Raw genomic sequence first — 15,977 nt, 5'->3', positions numbered from 1 at the left:
GGCGCCGCCGCAGGCGGCAACCGATACGGTTACTGGTGGAGGACACAAATGAGCATGACCCCGAAAAAACCTTCACTGCCCGTGCCTTCAACGGTCATGGTCTGGCAGGAATTCATTGAAGCCACAGGCATTGCGCCGGAGCGGCTTCAGGAACTGGTGGGCCTTGGCTGGATTGAAGCCCGCACCAGCGCGGCGCAGGATTTCCTTTTTCGCGATGTAGACATCTACCGTGTACGCAAGCTTGAGCGCATCTGTTGCGACTTTGAGCTGCCCGTGCTCGGCGGCACTATTATTGTGGATCTTCTGGAGCGCATAGATTCTCTGGAACGCAGGGTGCAACGCCTGCAGCATTTTGAAGACGAATAGCCGGTTTGAGCGCATGCAGCCTCCCGGCCAGAAATAACAAAATTTTGCCCGCCGCAGCGCGGGCGCGTGTGGAGGAAGCTTATGGACATCAACAAATTTACGGATAAAGCCCGCGAGGCTGTGGGTCAGGCCCAGAGCATTGCCGCAGGCATGGGCCATCAGGAGACGGATGCCGAGCATCTGGCCCTGGCCCTTGTGCAGCAGGAAAACGGCATCGTGCCGCGCATTCTGGAACAGATGGGCGTGCAGCCCAAGGCCCTCAGCGTTGCCATCGAGGGCGCGCTGCGCAAGCGGCCGTCTGTTTCCGGCGGCGGCATGGACCCCAACAAGATCATGATTACCCAACGGCTGGCTAAAATTCTGGGCGATGCGCAGAACGAAGCCAACCGCATGAAGGACGAATACGTAAGCGTTGACCACCTGTTTGCCGCGCTTACCGATGTTGCGCCCTCCTCGCCGCTTGGCGAAGTTTTCAAGGAATACAAGATCGCCCGCGCCCGTTTTGTGGCAGCCATGGAAGAGCTGCGCGGCGGCGCGCGCGTGACCAGCGCCACCCCCGAAGACACCTTTGAAGCGCTGACCAAGTATGCCCGCGATCTCGTGGAAGCAGCCCGTCAGGGTAAAATGGACCCGGTCATTGGCCGCGATTCCGAAATCCGCCGCGTTATCCGCATTCTCTCGCGCCGCACCAAGAATAACCCGGTGCTCATAGGCGAGGCGGGCGTGGGCAAAACCGCCATCGTGGAAGGTCTGGCCTTCCGCATCGTCAAGGGCGACGTGCCGGAGGGCCTCAAGGGCCGCAAGCTCTTTGCCCTTGATATGGGCGCGCTCATCGCTGGCGCAAAATACCGCGGGGAATTTGAAGAACGCCTCAAGGCCGTGCTCAACGAAGTGGAAAAGAGCGAGGGGCAGATCATTCTGTTCATCGACGAACTGCACACCATCGTGGGCGCAGGCAAAACAGAAGGCGCAATGGACGCGGGCAACCTGCTCAAGCCCATGCTGGCGCGCGGCGAGCTGCACTGCATCGGCGCAACCACTGTGGACGAGTACCGCAAATATATTGAGAAAGACCCGGCCCTGGAACGCCGCTTCCAGCCCGTCATGGTTGAAGAACCCACGGTGGAAGACGCCATTTCCATCCTGCGCGGGCTGAAAGAACGTTTCGAGGTGCACCACGGCGTGCGCATCAGCGACTCGGCCATTGTTGAAGCGGTGGTGCTTTCGCACCGCTACATCACCGACCGTCAGCTGCCGGACAAGGCCATTGACCTCATTGACGAGGCCGCGGCCATGATCCGCACAGAGATCGACTCGCTGCCCGCTGATCTGGACGAAGTGAACCGCAAAGTCATGCAGCTCGAAATCGAGCGTGAAGCCCTGCGCCGCGAAACAGACGCCGCCTCGCGCGAGCGCCTTGAAAAGCTTGAAAACGAACTGGCAGACCTGCGCGCCCAGCAGGCCAACATGCGCAAACAGTGGGAGAGCGAAAAAGGCTCCATCGACCACGTGCGTGAAATCAAGGAGCAGATCGAGCAGACCAAGCTTGCCATTGAGCAGGCCGAGCGCGCCTACGACCTCAACAAGGCCGCCGAGCTCAAGTACTCCAAACTGCTTGAGTTGGAAAAGAAGCTGGCCGCAGCATCCGGCGCTGGTTCGGAACACGAAGGCCCGCGTTTGCTCAAGGAAGAAGTGCGCCCCGACGATGTGGCCGAGATTGTGGGCAAGTGGACGGGCATTCCGGTAACGCGCCTGCTTGAATCCGAACGCGAAAAACTGCTGCGCCTGGGCGACCAGCTGCACGAGCGCGTGGTGGGTCAGGACGAGGCCGTTACAGCCGTAGCAGATGCCGTGCTACGCGCCCGCGCGGGGCTTTCCGACCCGGCGCGGCCCACAGGTTCGTTCATCTTCCTTGGCCCCACGGGCGTAGGCAAGACCGAGCTTTCCAAGGCTTTGGCCGAGGCGCTCTTTGATACGGAAGACAACATGGTGCGGCTCGACATGAGCGAATACATGGAGAAGCACTCCGTGTCGCGGCTCATCGGCGCGCCTCCAGGATACGTGGGCTATGACGAAGGCGGTCAGCTTACCGAAGCCGTGCGCCGCAAGCCCTACTCCGTCATCCTGTTTGACGAGATTGAAAAGGCGCATCCCGATGTGTTCAACACCCTGCTGCAACTGCTGGATGATGGACGCCTAACGGACAGCCAGGGACGCACGGTGGACTTTCGCAACTGCATAGTCATCATGACCTCCAACATCGGCTCCATGCACCTGCTGGACGGCATCTCTGCCGACGGCTCGCTGAAGGAAGGCGCGAGGGAAAGGGTCATGGAGGATTTGCGGGCGCACTTCCGCCCCGAGTTCCTCAACCGTGTGGACGAAACCGTGGTCTTTCTGCCCCTGCGGCGCGACCAGATTGCCCGCATTGTGGATCTTCAGGTCAACCGGCTGCGCAAGCGGCTTGAAGACCGCAAGATCAGGCTTGAGCTTACTGATGCGGCCCGCAAGTTTATTGGCGATGCAGGTTATGACCCTGTGTACGGCGCGCGGCCCCTCAAGCGCTATGTGCAGCAGGCTGTGGAAACCCCGCTCGCCAAGGAGCTGGTGGGCGGCAAAATCCGCGACGGCCAGTGCGTCACTGTGGACGCCACGGACGACAAGCTGACCTTCCGGGCCGAGTAAACGGCGCAAGGCTGACACCCAACCCAGATACAAGGGGGATTCCGAACAGGAATCCCCCTTTTTTTGAGCACACTATCGTCTTGCAGGCTTGATCCGCAAATGCGTTCAGCTTCTGAATGCGTTGCCCAGAGCATCCGCCGCCATAATGGCCGCGGCTACGTTCTCTTCCGTAATGGGAAAGGGCATGGCGTGGATGGATTCTTCGGGCAGGCAGGCCTTGCGGGCCACCTTGCGCAGGGCTTCCGGGCTGATGTCCGTAATGCCGATGTCGCACAGGCACACGGGCAGGCCCACCGAGGTGCAAAAGCCCAGCACTTCGTCCAGTTCTTCCGTGGGGGCGTTTTCCAGCACCAGTTGCACCAGCGTGCCAAAGGCGACCTTTTCGCCGTGCAGATAGGTATGGGTTTCTTCCAGTGCGGTCAGACCATCGTGGACGGCATGAGCTGCCGCTAGGCCGCCGCTCTCAAAGCCCAGACCGGAAAGCAGGGAGTTGGCTTCAATGATGTTTTCCAGCGCAGGCGTCGCCATCTTGGCCTGACAGGCCAGCACGGCCTTGTAGCCGTCTTCCAGCAGGGTGCGGTAGCAGGTGGCGGCAAGGGTTTGCGCGGCAAGGGTGCCTCTGGCCGGGGGGCAGTCGCCCGTGCGCGCGCCGCAGGGCAGCCCCGCGTTGACGGGAGCGCACGAACGCACGTTGGCCCGCGCCTCAAAATAGGTGGAAAGGGCATCGCCCATGCCCGATACCAGATAGCGCACCGGCGAGGCGGCAATGATGGAAACGTCCATCAGCACCACATCGGGATTGCGGGGAAAGTAGGCGTAGTCTTCCATTTCGCCGTCTGGCGTGTAGATCACCGCGGAGTGGCTCGTGGGCGCGTCCGTTGCCGCTGTGGTGGGCACCACAATGACTCCCTGCCCCGCCGCCACGCAGCGCGCCGTATCCAGCGCCTTGCCGCCGCCAAGCCCCACGGTGCAGTTGCAGGAATGCTGGCGCGCCAGCTCGCCAAGGCGGGCGATTTCAACGCGCGAGCATTCGCCCTGAAATTCCGTTTCCACAAAGGTCACGCCAAACTTGGCCGCTGTGGCATCCAGCGTCTGGCGCACCCTGTTCACGCTGCTTTCCGTGGCTACCAGCAAGGCCTTTGTGCCATACTGCCGCACAAAATACCCAAGGTTGAGCAGTTCGTTCTCGCCCTGCACATACTTGGACGGACAGATAAACGCTCTTCTCATGGCATGCTCCGCTTCCGGCAATCGGGCCGGCATTGCAGGTTTGAATCCTGACCGGGCCTACGCGTCTTCCTTCACGCCCAGCAGGGCGCGGGCATAATCCTCGCCACTGAAGGGGCGCAGGTCTTCCATTTTTTCGCCAAGGCCCACATAGGTGATGGGCAGGTGGTGCTGCATGGCAACGGCAATGGCTACGCCGCCCTTGGCCGTGCCATCGAGCTTGGTGATGATGAGTTCATCAATGCCCGCAGCTTCCTTGAACAGTTTGGTTTGCGAAAGGGCGTTCTGCCCGGTGGTGGCGTCAATCACCAGAATGGTGCGGTGCGGCGCGCCCGCATGTTTTTTGCCTAACACCTGACGGATCTTGCTCAGCTCCTCCATCAGGTTGACCTTGGTCTGCAAGCGGCCAGCCGTATCCACATAGAGCACGTCCACACCTTCCTGAAGCGCGCGATCCATAGCCTCGTAGGCCACGGCGGCAGGGTCGGAACCGGCGGTGCGCGCATGGAACAGCGCGCCCACGCGCCCAGCCCAAACCTGCAACTGCTCGATGGCGGCAGCTCGGAAGGTATCTGCCGCAGCAATCATGACCTTTTTGCCCTGCATGCGGTCGCGGTGGGCCAGCTTGGCAATGGTGGTGGTTTTGCCCACGCCGTTGACGCCGATCATCAGCACAACTTCGGGCTGGTTAACGGCTGCAATGCGGCGCGGCGCGCGAAATATCTCTTCCACTTCGGCCATGAGCAACTGGCGCACCTTGGTGGATTCCGTAACTTTTTCCTTGCGGGCGCGCTCTTTCAGACGCTCCACCAGTTCAATGGAGGGTTCGTAGCCAAGATCGGCCATGATAAAAAGTTCTTCCAGCTCTTCCCAGAAGGCGTCGTCCAGTTCGCCATGCCCGGCAAAGAGAGCGTCCAGCCCCTTGGAAAACTGCTCGCGGGTGCGCGAAAGGCCCTGACTGATCTTAAGAAACAGGCGGTTGCGCTCGTCCTCTTCGTCTTCCATATCAAGGGCGAGAGCCAGACGGTACTGTAATTCAGAGCGGAATTCCTCCACCTGCCGATAATCCATGCGGGTGAGCCATTCCTGAAAATCGCGCACAAAGTTCTGCGCTTCGGCCTCCGGGGCATCAAGGGCGCGCAGCAAGAAGAACAGACGCTGCCACAGCAGGTCGCCCGCTTCATCCACGCCCTCAAGCACAATGCCAAGCCATACGGAAAGCCGTGGCTCAGCCTCGCGCAGGCGCAGGGTAAGAGCCTCATCAGCGGCAGATGCCGCAAAAGGCCGGGCAGCGGATTCTGCCGCTGGTTTCGCAGCAGGTTCTGCAAGGGATTCAGGTGCGGCTGCGTCAATTTCTGCGGGCACTTCCTGCGCCGCATTGGCCGCATCTTCCGCGCCGCCGAACATCTTTTTTATGGCAGAGAAAAAACCCATATGATCTCCTTATCTTCCGCCCTCTTGCACCGAGGGCTTGCTTTCCTTGCGGGCCGTTTGCCCTTCCAGCGCGCCCAGTACTTCGCGCAGCGCCAGCACGCATTCTTCCACGGCCTGAGCCGCAGAGGCTGCGTCCGAATCATTTACGGCCCACTGCATCGCGTGCGCGGCAGAGGCCAGCCGCTCCGCGCCCACGCAGGGCGCCGCTTTTTCAAGAATCCGCCCAAGGCGGCACAGGTTGTCCGCGTCTTCCAGCGTGTAGAGGCGCAGCAGCAGATCAGGGGCAGGGGCAAACGTTCTGCCGAACATGCCAGCCGTAACGCGCCAGGCTTCCGGGCGGCGCAACAAAAAAGCCCGCCCAAGCTCGGCGCTCACAACTGCCCCGGCTGCGATATCTTCGCTCAGGGGCGCGACGCTCCCGCCCTGCGCTTCGGCGGCTGGCTGCGGTGAGGGCGCATGACCGGGGGTGGCGCTGTCGCAAGCGGAGCCTGATTCAAAAATATCTGCAAGGCCGGGTTCCATTGATGCCGCAGGGGTGGAATCAGCAGCAGGTTCGCCGGACGCCGCAGTGCCGCGCGGCGCAGTACGCTCCAGCAACAAGGCTTTCAGGCGCGCCAGATCGCCCCAGTGCCAGAGCAGGGCCAGCAAGACCAGGGTTGAAAACAGGGCGGAAAGACAAAAGCGCGCCACTTCCCGCCGGGCCTTCTGGGCCAGATCTTCATCAGTGATGCGGGGCGAAAGGTACACTTCCACCGACCCCACGGGGCGGCCTTCCATCTTGAGCGGATTCATGCCCTGCACGCTGTTTTCCGCAATTTCATCGTCCCAGGGAATGGGTTCCCACTGGTAGTTGCGCCGCTGCCCTTCCAGCATGCCACGCGGCGTCTGCACCTTGATGGCGTAAATGGATTCATCGGTCATGGCCGCCATAACGATTGTGCGGGCGGTCAGTTCGTCCAGCTCCCAGGCTGGCAGGGAAAGCAGGGCCGCCAGTTGCGCTGCGGTACGTCCGGCCTCGCTGCCAAGGCGGTTTTCCGCCTCCTGCCTGTCCTCGTTGACGTTCCAGACGCCAAGCAGCAGGAACAGCAGCAATGCCGCCACCCAAACAGCCAGGGCAAGCCTGCGGCGCAGAACGTGTGAGATATTGGGCATATGCTTTGCCGCGAGAAACACGCTCCCGCGCTCCTTACTGTTAGTGTGGCCTGCCATGCAGACGGTGCGCCAGTGCGCGGGCAGCCGCAAGGGCGTCAGCATCGCGCAGAACAAACAGACAAAAAGCCCAGGCCGTTGCGCCGCCAATGATGGCAAGGGCAAGCCCCAGCCATATGCCGCGCCCGTCCAACTGATTCAGCAATTGCCATGCGGCAAGGGCCGTGGCCGCAGCAGCGGCGCATTGCCGCAGCACCGCCCCCGCCGGGGGCAGGCAAACGCTGGCAGATGCCGCGCCAGCGGAACTTTTTTTCAACGCCCTGCCCAGAATGCACAGCAACAGGCCGCATTGCAGCCACAGGCCAAGGCTCACGGCCAGTGCTGGAGCCATGACGCCAAGACTGCCCGAAAGACTATGGACCAGTGCGCCCCCGACCGCAAGCGTAGCAACCACGGCCCATACGGCGCTGACTGCCGTACGCCGCACCTCGCCCAGCGCGTTGCAGGCTGCCAGCAGGGAACGGTTGACGGCAAAGGCCGGCAGCCCCGGCAAATAGGCCCACAGGGCAAGGCCAGTTTCGTAGGCGGCATTGTCGCCAAAGGCTCCGTGCCGCAGCAGGCCTTCCACCAAGCGCGGCCCCACGGCCCACAATCCTGCGGCGGCGGGCAGGCTCAACAGCAGGGTCAAACGCAGGGCCGTGCGCAACTGATCTGCAAAGAGCGAAAATTCTCTGGCAGCGGCAAGGCGGCTCAAAGTGGGCAGGCTGGCCATGCCCAGACACACGCCCACCAGTCCAAGGGGCAGTTCAAGCAGCCGTTCGGCATAATAAAGGGCAGCCACCTGCCCCCGGCCAAGGCTGGACGCCAGAGACATGGCGGCCAGCATGGCAAGCTGCGGTGCGGATGCCCCAAGCAGGCCCGCGGGCAGACGGCCAATGCAGTTCCAGGCGAGGGATGCCGCGCGGCAGTGCAGCGTGGATGCATCCCTGCTCTCGCTGCCCGGCGCTGCACCCGGCCCATCGGCAGGCCCGGCATTATGCAACGGCAACAAACGCCGCACGGCCAGCCACTGCGCCAGCCACTGTGCGACTCCACCGCAAAGCATGCCCACGGCCAGAGCCGGAGCCGCAGGCAGCAGGCCCAGGGCAGCCGCCCCTGCAAAACACAGAATGACAATATTGAACAGGGCAGGAGAAACAGCGGGCAGCCAGAACACGCCAAGGCTGTGCAAAAGAGCCATGCCCAGAGCCGCCATACCAGCCGCCAGCGTATAGGGCAGGCAGATACGCAGCAGGTATATGGCCTCCTGCCGTTCCGGCCCACAAAAACCGGGAGCCAGAATATCCGTAAGCCACGGGGTGGCCACCAGCCCAAGCACTGTGAGCAGGGTCAGCACAAGGCCAAGCCTCACAGCCAGGGCGCGGGCCAGCAGGCGCATGCTGCGGCTGCGCTCCGCCGCCACGGCATGACCGGGTGATGCGCCCATACGCTCCAGATGCACAAGGCTTGCCGTCAGCGTCATGGAAAGCGAGCCTTCGCCCAGCATGCGGCGCAGCACATGGGGCAGCCGCATGGCAGCCACCAGCGCATCGGCGGCAGCGCCGCCGCCCACAAGCCAGGCCATGCTCATATCGCGCAAAAGGCCGAGCACACGCGAAACAAGGGCAAAGCCGCCCAAAAGAGCCGCCGTGCGCGCGATGCCGCCAGAATACCCGGGGCCGTGCTCGGCAGGGCCGGAAGCGCAAGATGAGGGGGATTCACCACCTTCGCCGTGCGCGCAGCCGCTTTCAGAAGCGATCATTATTCCTCGTTTCAGCCATGCAAAAAAATCAGGGCAGCGCACCGCTGGGCAGTTCTGGGGCGCGCCGGTCAAAACACGTGAACAGCAAACTGCCTGCACCAAAAATTTTCTACTCCCGGCGGCTTTGCCTTGCTCACAAAACAAAGCCGCCGGGAACAAACAAGCCGCAACTACGGGCGGTGCGGATCGGGTTCGGACTTCCACGCGGCCACGGCTTCGCGCACAAGGCGGTTCTGCTCTTCGGGCATGGTGTCCTTGAAAGTTTCGGCAAACACATGGATACGCGTGCCGCCGCGCGGCGCAAACAGGCCCTTGACCCGGCACCAGCAGGGATTGAGCAGGGTGCGCAGGTCTTCCAGCACGTTGTTGGTGATGGTTTCCATAAACGACTGGTGATTGCGGAAGGCGAACATATAGAGCTTGAAGCTCTTGGATTCCACGCACAGCTCATCAGGAATGTACTCCACCGTGATGGTGCCGCAGTCGGGCTGGCCGGTCACCGGGCAGAGCGAGGTAAATTCGGGAAAGCTGATGCTGATCACATAGGGGCGCTGGGGAAAGCAGTTGGGAAAGGCCTCCAGCAGGGCTACGCTGGGGCCGCCCTCCGGGGACTGAAGGCGGCCTGTGCCAAGAACCTTCAGGTCCTGGGTCTGATCCTGGCTGCGGGTACTCATGGGGATACTCCTTAAAATACACGGGAATGACGCTGCCGTGCAGCGTTGGGGGGCCGCCTAAGCGGCGGACGCGGCATGCGCGGGCGAAAGGCCTCACTGGCTGCGCAAACGCAGGCGCGTATCGGACTTGTAACCCATTGCGCTTGCGGCTACAATAATCTATTGCCCACTCCAATCCGATACCATCCATCGGCCAGTTCCCCGGAGCAACGTATGAATATCCTGCTGCACGTACACGCCTGCAAGCGGGGCCAATGTCTGCCCCTGCTGCCTGTTGCCGCCACGGATACCGATTTTTGCCGCAGTCACGGCCTCATGACACCCGAGCCGTGGGCAATGCCCCACCTGCGGGTGGGCACATGCTTTTGCGGGGCCTGCGGCACAGCCCTGCTCAAGGTTACGGGGCGCGCCTGGATGCCCCTGCCGCCCAACACGGCAAACCCCGGCGGCAATGGTGAGGAACCGTGGCAGGCAAGCCACGCGGTGGAGTGCCTGCTGTTGACCGCCCTGACTGATCTGCCCGAAGGCCCGCTGGAAGTAACCGCCAGAAAAACCGGCTACAGCCTTGCATGGATAACCCTGTCGGACAAAGGCGCGCGCGGCCAGCGGCTGGATTTGAGCGGCCCCGCCATTGCTGAAATGGTCGGCTCCGCCATGCCGCTGAGCCACAGCCAGGGATTTTTGCTGCCGGATGAAGCCGCGCAACTGCGCGCCCTGCTGACGGAGCTTGCCCTGAGCCAGGGTTTTGACCTTATATGCACCACCGGCGGCACCGGGCTTTCGGCGCGCGATATTACGCCGCAAACCACTGCCGCCCTGCTCGATACGCCCTTGCCGGGCTTTACTCAGGCCATGCTGGCCGCCAGCCTTGCCAAAACGCCCCACGCGGTTATTTCGCGCGCGGCGGCGGGCGCGCTGGGGCAAAGCATCATCATCAACCTGCCGGGCAGCCGCAAGGCCGTTGTGGAAAACCTTGCCGCCGTACTGCCCGCCCTGCCCCACGCCCTTGCCAAATTGCAGGGCGACCCCGCCGACTGCGGCGGTTAAGGAGAACACATGGGCTTTTTTCCGCATTCCGGCATGAGGCTTTCCACGCCTTTTGGCCAGTTTGGCGACATTTGCCGGATGATCAAGATTGAGCATTCCATTTTTGCGCTGCCCTACGCCTGGGCAGGGGCGGTATTGGCCGCACGCGGCCTGCCCTCTGCGCGCAGCCTGATTTTTCTGACCATCGGCATGATCGCGGCGCGCTCATTCGCCATGGCCTTCAACCGGCTGGCAGATCTGCCCTTTGACCGCGACAACCCGCGCACGCAGGGCCGCCCCCTGGTCACGGGCGTCATCAGCAAGGGCCAGACATGGGCCTTCTGCGCGCTCATGGCAGTTATCTTTATTGCCTCCTGCGCAGCGCTGAACACTGTCTGCCTGTGGCTTTCCGTGCCTGCGCTGCTGTTTGCGGCCATCTACAGCATGCTCAAGCGCTTTACGGCCCTGTGCCACTTCTGGCTGGGCGCGACCCTGGGTCTTGCCCCGCTTGCTGGCTGGCTCTCGGTCAATCCCGCAAACCTTGGCCTTGCGCCTGTGCTGCTGTTCTGGGCCGTCACTTTCTGGGTAGCGGCATTTGACATCTATTATGCGTTTCAGGACATGGATTTTGACGTGGCCTTTGAGCTGCATTCCGTGCCTGCTTCTTTCGGGCCGGATACAGCCCTGACGCTGGCCGCGTTTTCGCACGCCATGACGTCCATCTTTCTGCTGCTGGCGGGCTTTGCCGCCGGGCTTTCCTGGCCCTGGTACGTGGTGTGGTTCGGCATCAGCGTCATGCTGCTTGTGGAGCACAGGCTCATGAAGCCGCAGGATCTGCGCCATGTGAACACGGCCTTTTTTACCATCAACGGCATCATTTCGCCGGTCGTACTGGCTGGCGTGTTGCTGGGCATCTATATCTGACGGAGAGGCAATGCCGCGCAAAAAACAGTACCAATGGAAATCCAGCGAGGAGGCGGAAGGCTTTGACTTGCCGCCCAGCCGCTCTGAAAAAAAACGCCAGAGCCTTGCCCTGCAAAACATGGGCGAAGAACTGACGCGCCTTGGCCCGCAGGAAGTCAAAAACCTTGACCTGCCCGCAGACCTCAGGGAAGCGCTGCAATTATACGCCCGCATAGGCGACCACGAAGGCCGCCGCCGCCAGATGCAGTTTATTGGCCGCGTCATGCGCGAGATTGACCCCGCGCCCATCCGCGCCATGCTGGATGCCCGCCGCGAGGTTTCCGCAGCCGCCACAGCCGCCCTGCATCAGGCGGAGCAGTGGCGCGACCGTCTGCTGACCGCTGACCAGGGCGAACTTGCGGGTCTGGTGGAAACCCTGCTGACCGCAAGGGCACTGCCGGAGCACGACGCAGAAGAAGCGCAGGCATCGGGCAAGGGAGCTCTGCCAGGTCAGGATGAACTCCTGACCATGACCCTCGCCGCCCGCAAGGAAGCTGCGGAGAACACCTCCCCGCAGGCCCGGCGCGCGCTTTTCCGCGCCATCCACGGAATGCTGAAAGCGTAATCCCGGTGATTTTACCTCCCAACCCTGTGCTTTTTCATAAAAATAAAAAAATTGCGCAGGAATACTTGACGATCACCTACGGTTAGGATAGAAGCTTTCTTCGTTGCTACGCCCTTGTAGCTCAGTCGGTAGAGTGCATCCTTGGTAAGGATGAGGTCAGCAGTTCAATCCTGCTCAAGGGCTCCACAAAACATCAAAGGACTTACGGAGTAATCCGCAAGTCCTTTTTTTGTATCCCCGCCTGACTGGGATTTAAGATAAAAAAAGCCGCCCATACGGACGGCCCGAAATCATAAAAATTGCACATCAGGGAAGCTGCGGCGGTTGCGGCATCAAGGCCCGGTATGGGCCGCGCATGCTGTACACAAAGTTTGCCATGCGCGCATCGCCGCTGATCACAAGCATGAGCAAAAGTTTGGACTGCGCATCCTCACGCACAATGCCGTAGCCCTTCACGCCCTTTTGCTCAAAGGTAAATTCCCACTGGCCATTGCTGCGAAGAACAGGCGTCGAGCCCTGCAAGCGTTTGGCATTGCCCCTGGCGGCCTGCTCGGCCTCGCCAGAGTTGGCAGGCCCCACAATGATGAGCGCAGAACTTTTGTGCTCCTTCTGCCCCATCACGACCTGCACGGCTTCCTGCACCTTGGTGGGGCCGTTCACCACTACCCAGTCCGCAGGCAGATCAAGGCTGTAATATTTCGTTGTCAGGGGCGCGGCCTGCGCCTGCGCTGCAAGCAGAACCGTCAGCACAATCAGGGGCAAGCCCCGCATAACAAGCCGGATAAAATTCTGGGGCATGGCAATCTCCGTTACATTCCAGGATGCCGGAGTGTACGGCTCTCCTTCCCGCCTGTCCACACGCCATGCTGCGGATACCTGGCGGATATCTGCGCGATAGGAGCGCGCGCCCTCTTGCCGGGGAAGATTCATACCTGTAGTATGCGCGCGATGAGGATAGTATGCTGAAACTACGAGCCATGCGCGCCCGACTTTATGGAATCCGCTTTGAGTTGCTCATGCTCTCGCTGTGGTGCGTGTTTATCCTGAACATCCTGTTTCCGGACAACATCTACCGTGGCATTGCGCAGGCAATCTATCTGCCAATCCAGCTGCTTGCGGCCCTTGTGCTTTTTGAATTCAGGCCGCGCATTATGCGCCTTGCTCTGTTTTTCGGCGCGCTGCTCATTGTGGGCCGCGCCCTGGATCTGTTCTTTATCGATAGCCTGAAAGAAGAAACCCTGATGCTCTATCTGTGTTTTTTCGGCAGCATAATGTTTGAAGTCTTCCGGCAAATATCCCATGCGCAGATGGTTACTACCAAGATTGTGTATGCTGCGGTGTGCGGTTTGCTGCTCATTGGCTATTGCGGCTATTTCGTGTTCCTGACCATTGAATTCCACCAGCCGGGTTCTTTTTCCGGGCTGGGGCCGGGCGATCAGGCCATTAACGATCTGTTTTATTTCAGCTACGTGACCATCCTCACCATCGGCTACGGCGACATAACGCCAAAAACCTGGATTGCCAAAAATGCCACAGTGCTTGTGGGATTTACAGGCTACCTCTATTCCATTGTGGTTATTGCCCTTATCGTGGGCAGGGCCCACCGCACGCCCCGTAACGCCGTTGCCCCCACAAAAAAGCCTGCCCCGCTGCCTGCGCGCTCTCCGCAATCATCTTCCGCCAAGAAACCGCCGGAAGCCTGACCCTTCGCCTGATTCCGCAACAGCTTCACGCCAGAGGCCATCAGCACAGGGCCAGCCTGATTCGTACCCCTATGAGGGGCATCAGGCCGCCCGCTCAGGCCTTGCGCTTGAACATCCACACGGCAACGCCCACCGCCACCGCGCTGATGCAGGCAATCTTGCCAAGGCTCACCGCTGCCGCAGCCACGGTAATATCCTTGAGAAAAACACCCTGCACAATGGTGGTAAAATGCCGCATGGGGTTCAACTGGCTGGCGTATTGCAAAAATGGCGGCATGTTGATGACGGGCGTGACCGCGCCGGAAATAAGAATGCACGGCACCCCAACGGTAAAGGCCCCCAGAAACGCCTGCTGCTGCGTGGCCGAAAGCGACGAGACCATCAGCCCCACACCGCCCGAAGCCATGGCAAAAACCAGCATGGCCACATAGAGCAGCACCAGCGAACCGGTAAACGGCACCCCGAAACCAAATACGGATATAAGCAGAAAAATTGTGCCGTGCACCAGCCCCACCAGACAGCCCGGCACCAGCTTGGCAAGGGCGATCTCCGTAGGCGTGGCCGGGGAAACCAGCAACTGGTCAAAGGTGCCCACCTCTCGCTCCCGCGCCACGGAAAGCCCCGTCACCACCAGCCCCAGCATAAAGCCCAGCATGCCTATAAGGTTGGGCAAAAAGAACCACTGAAATTCCAGATTGGGGTTGAACCAGCAGCGTACGCGCACGTCCAGCTTGGGTGCGCCGCCTGCGTCAGTTGCAGCGCCGAGCGCCATTTTCCCCCGTGGCGTGGATTCCCCAATGCCGCGCACAATGGTTTCAAGATAGTAGGAGGCAATCTGCGCCGCATTGGAGCGCCTGCCGTCAAGTATCACCTGCATCTGCGCTGGCGCACCCGCATCGACCCTGCGGGAAAATTCATCATCAAACACCATGACAAACAGGGCCTTTTGCCGCTCGATGGTCGGGCGGATATCCGCCTCGCCATCCAGAAATGTCACGCTGCGGAAGGTGTGCGACCCCTGTAGCCTGCGCACGATCTCACGGCTCCAGTTGCCGCTGTCCTGATTAAGCACGGCCACGTCCACGTTACGCACTTCCATGGTGGCCGCCCAGCCAAACACCACAATCTGCATGAGCGGCGGCACGATAATGAGCATGCGCGAAACCTTGTTGCACAGCAGCACCAGCAGTTCCTTGCGCACAATGATCGCCATACGCCGCAGGTTCAGACGGGGCAGCGTTATTCTTGCCATCACGCATCCAGCCTTTTGACAAGATTGCGGTACACCAGCCCCAGCAATACCGAGGCCAGCAGCCCCATGAACAGCAGGCTGGGGCCAAACACGCCCCACACGTCCCCGGTCAGAAAGATGGTACGCAAACAGGTATTGAAGTAGCTGGCGGGCAAAAGCCGCGTCAGGGCCTGAAGCACGGGCGGCATGCTGTTGATGTCAAATACGAAGCCCGAGAGAAGCAATGCGGGCAAAAAGCCGGAGAACAATCCCGCTTCAGCAGCCACCAGTTGCCCCCGCAGGGTTACGGAAATCAGCAGCCCCTGCCCCAGCGCGCTCAGCATGAATACGGACGACAATAACACAAGCACCCACAGGGAGCCGCGAAAGGGCACGGCAAAAAGCGTCACCGCCGCCACCGCGCACAGGGCCATGCTGAACATGCCCATGCAGAAATACGGAATCAGCTTGCCCAGCAGCAGTTGCATGCGGCTCACAGGCGTGGCGAACATGGCCTCCATGGTGCCGCGCTCCCACTCGCGCGCAAATACCAGGGAGGTCAGCAGTGTGCCGATAAGGGTCATGATGACCGTGATGGCCCCCGGCACAAGAAACTGCACGCTCTTGGCGGCAGGATTGTACCAGAAGCGCGGCTGAATATTGATGGGCAGCGCTGCTGCAACGCCATCAGGTAAGGCCGTGCGCTGCCAGGACACAATCAGCCCCTGGCTGTAATTCTGGATGTATTGGGCGGTATTGGGCTCTGACCCGTCCACAAGCACCTGTACGGCCCCGGCGCTGCCCCGCTCAAGCTGCTCGTCAAAATCCTGCTGGATCACCAGTATGCCCTGCACCACAGAATCGCGCATCATGCGCCCGGCATCGGCCATATTGCCCACTGGCCGCGTGGCAAACCACGGGGAATGGGCAAAATCCGCCGCAAGGCTCAGCGAATGCCGCCCCCCGCTCTGATTCAGTACGCCCAGCCGCAGCACGCCCGCATCCAGCGTGATGCCGTAGCCAAAGAGCAGCAGAAAAATGAACGGCAAAACCCCGGCCACAAGATAGGACGAAGGATCGCGCACGATCTGCTGAAATTCCTTGCCCACAAGGGCAAATAACTGTCGTAACCAGATGTTGCGTAGCATAGGGC

Annotated in this window: 14 protein-coding genes and 1 tRNA gene; 7 read left to right on the top strand and 8 right to left on the bottom strand. The window is 61.1% G+C overall.

The window, feature by feature from the left end:
* Nucleotides 1-48: 48 nt before the first annotated feature.
* Both ACUZ9Q_RS03360 and clpB read left to right on the top strand, forming a co-directional pair.
* Nucleotides 49-366, top strand: coding sequence for a chaperone modulator CbpM (locus tag ACUZ9Q_RS03360; RefSeq protein ID WP_449247325.1), 318 nt, complete (start codon nt 49-51; stop codon nt 364-366).
* Between the two features lie 81 nt (nt 367-447).
* Entirely contained in the window at nt 448-3,051 is a 2,604-nt protein-coding gene (clpB, locus tag ACUZ9Q_RS03355; RefSeq protein ID WP_192113667.1) for an ATP-dependent chaperone ClpB, read from the top strand.
* A gap of 105 nt (nt 3,052-3,156) precedes the next feature.
* On the opposite strand, the gene ACUZ9Q_RS03350 is transcribed toward clpB, so the two are convergent.
* The 5 genes from ACUZ9Q_RS03350 to queF form a co-directional block, all read right to left on the bottom strand.
* A complete protein-coding gene (locus ACUZ9Q_RS03350) occupies nt 3,157-4,281 on the bottom strand; it encodes a glycerol dehydrogenase (RefSeq protein ID WP_449247324.1) in 1,125 nt (374 codons plus the stop codon).
* A 57-nt stretch (nt 4,282-4,338) separates the two neighbouring features.
* Nucleotides 4,339-5,712 carry a signal recognition particle-docking protein FtsY gene (gene ftsY, locus ACUZ9Q_RS03345; RefSeq protein WP_449247323.1) on the bottom strand — a complete coding sequence of 458 codons (1,374 nt, stop codon included), beginning with the start codon at nt 5,710-5,712 and terminating at the stop codon, nt 4,339-4,341.
* 9 nt (nt 5,713-5,721) lie between these two features.
* Nucleotides 5,722-6,864 (bottom strand): hypothetical protein, encoded by a 1,143-nt coding sequence (locus tag ACUZ9Q_RS03340; RefSeq protein ID WP_323390624.1) that lies wholly within the window; start codon nt 6,862-6,864, stop codon nt 5,722-5,724.
* A gap of 40 nt (nt 6,865-6,904) precedes the next feature.
* Nucleotides 6,905-8,662: a lipid II flippase MurJ gene (locus ACUZ9Q_RS03335; protein WP_449247322.1), complete on the bottom strand. Its 1,758-nt coding sequence runs from the start codon at nt 8,660-8,662 to the stop codon at nt 6,905-6,907.
* A gap of 170 nt (nt 8,663-8,832) precedes the next feature.
* Nucleotides 8,833-9,336: a preQ(1) synthase gene (gene queF / locus ACUZ9Q_RS03330; protein ID WP_192113672.1), complete on the bottom strand. Its 504-nt coding sequence runs from the start codon at nt 9,334-9,336 to the stop codon at nt 8,833-8,835.
* Nucleotides 9,337-9,549: 213 nt separating this feature from the next.
* Here queF and ACUZ9Q_RS03325 point away from each other — a divergent pair, with 213 nt between their 5' ends.
* The 4 genes from ACUZ9Q_RS03325 (at nt 9,550) to ACUZ9Q_RS03310 (ending at nt 12,076) form a co-directional block, all read left to right on the top strand.
* On the top strand, nt 9,550-10,383 hold the full coding sequence (locus ACUZ9Q_RS03325) for a MogA/MoaB family molybdenum cofactor biosynthesis protein (RefSeq protein ID WP_449247321.1): 834 nt from the start codon (nt 9,550-9,552) through the stop codon (nt 10,381-10,383).
* A gap of 9 nt (nt 10,384-10,392) precedes the next feature.
* On the top strand, nt 10,393-11,286 hold the full coding sequence (locus ACUZ9Q_RS03320) for a 4-hydroxybenzoate octaprenyltransferase (RefSeq protein ID WP_449247320.1): 894 nt from the start codon (nt 10,393-10,395) through the stop codon (nt 11,284-11,286).
* Between the two features lie 10 nt (nt 11,287-11,296).
* Entirely contained in the window at nt 11,297-11,890 is a 594-nt protein-coding gene (yjgA, locus tag ACUZ9Q_RS03315; protein ID WP_449247319.1) for a ribosome biogenesis factor YjgA, read from the top strand.
* 110 nt (nt 11,891-12,000) lie between these two features.
* A tRNA-Thr gene (locus ACUZ9Q_RS03310) sits at nt 12,001-12,076 on the top strand.
* A gap of 120 nt (nt 12,077-12,196) precedes the next feature.
* On the opposite strand, the gene ACUZ9Q_RS03305 is transcribed toward ACUZ9Q_RS03310, so the two are convergent.
* Nucleotides 12,197-12,688, bottom strand: a complete 492-nt coding sequence (locus ACUZ9Q_RS03305; protein WP_252209408.1) for a hypothetical protein — start codon at nt 12,686-12,688, stop codon at nt 12,197-12,199.
* 161 nt (nt 12,689-12,849) lie between these two features.
* Between ACUZ9Q_RS03305 and ACUZ9Q_RS03300 the strand changes: the two genes are divergently transcribed.
* Complete coding sequence (locus tag ACUZ9Q_RS03300) at nt 12,850-13,593, top strand: potassium channel family protein (RefSeq protein ID WP_227118658.1); 744 nt, start codon at nt 12,850-12,852, stop codon at nt 13,591-13,593.
* 94 nt (nt 13,594-13,687) lie between these two features.
* On the opposite strand, the gene ACUZ9Q_RS03295 is transcribed toward ACUZ9Q_RS03300, so the two are convergent.
* A complete protein-coding gene (locus ACUZ9Q_RS03295; protein ID WP_192113913.1) occupies nt 13,688-14,845 on the bottom strand; it encodes an ABC transporter permease in 1,158 nt (385 codons plus the stop codon).
* The gene (locus tag ACUZ9Q_RS03290) at nt 14,845-15,972 is read right to left on the bottom strand and encodes an ABC transporter permease (protein WP_449247318.1); all 1,128 of its coding nucleotides are present in this window, start codon (nt 15,970-15,972) and stop codon (nt 14,845-14,847) included. Before ACUZ9Q_RS03290 ends, ACUZ9Q_RS03295 begins: the two co-directional genes overlap by 1 nt.
* Nucleotides 15,973-15,977 lie beyond the last annotated feature (5 nt).

The sequence above is a fragment of the Desulfovibrio desulfopostgatei genome (genome assembly GCF_053570645.1).
The sequence above is the reverse complement of the archived record's forward strand: the minus strand, read 5'-3'. Positions and strand labels throughout refer to the sequence as shown.

Bases quoted from the DNA above. Each gene is read 5' to 3' on its own strand.
- ACUZ9Q_RS03360 (WP_449247325.1), top strand. From the start codon at position 49: ATGAGCATGACCCCGAAAAAACCTTCACTGCCCGTGCCTTCAACGGTC.
- ACUZ9Q_RS03350 (WP_449247324.1), bottom strand. From the start codon at position 4,281: ATGAGAAGAGCGTTTATCTGTCCGTCCAAGTATGTGCAGGGCGAGAAC.
- queF (WP_192113672.1), bottom strand. From the start codon at position 9,336: ATGAGTACCCGCAGCCAGGATCAGACCCAGGACCTGAAGGTTCTTGGC.
- yjgA (WP_449247319.1), top strand. From the start codon at position 11,297: ATGCCGCGCAAAAAACAGTACCAATGGAAATCCAGCGAGGAGGCGGAA.
- ACUZ9Q_RS03305 (WP_252209408.1), bottom strand. From the start codon at position 12,688: ATGCCCCAGAATTTTATCCGGCTTGTTATGCGGGGCTTGCCCCTGATT.
- ACUZ9Q_RS03300 (WP_227118658.1), top strand. From the start codon at position 12,850: ATGCTGAAACTACGAGCCATGCGCGCCCGACTTTATGGAATCCGCTTT.
- ACUZ9Q_RS03340 (WP_323390624.1), bottom strand. From the start codon at position 6,864: ATGCCCAATATCTCACACGTTCTGCGCCGCAGGCTTGCCCTGGCTGTT.
- ACUZ9Q_RS03320 (WP_449247320.1), top strand. From the start codon at position 10,393: ATGGGCTTTTTTCCGCATTCCGGCATGAGGCTTTCCACGCCTTTTGGC.
- ACUZ9Q_RS03325 (WP_449247321.1), top strand. From the start codon at position 9,550: ATGAATATCCTGCTGCACGTACACGCCTGCAAGCGGGGCCAATGTCTG.
- ACUZ9Q_RS03335 (WP_449247322.1), bottom strand. From the start codon at position 8,662: ATGATCGCTTCTGAAAGCGGCTGCGCGCACGGCGAAGGTGGTGAATCC.
- ACUZ9Q_RS03295 (WP_192113913.1), bottom strand. From the start codon at position 14,845: ATGGCAAGAATAACGCTGCCCCGTCTGAACCTGCGGCGTATGGCGATC.
- ACUZ9Q_RS03290 (WP_449247318.1), bottom strand. From the start codon at position 15,972: ATGCTACGCAACATCTGGTTACGACAGTTATTTGCCCTTGTGGGCAAG.
- clpB (WP_192113667.1), top strand. From the start codon at position 448: ATGGACATCAACAAATTTACGGATAAAGCCCGCGAGGCTGTGGGTCAG.
- ftsY (WP_449247323.1), bottom strand. From the start codon at position 5,712: ATGGGTTTTTTCTCTGCCATAAAAAAGATGTTCGGCGGCGCGGAAGAT.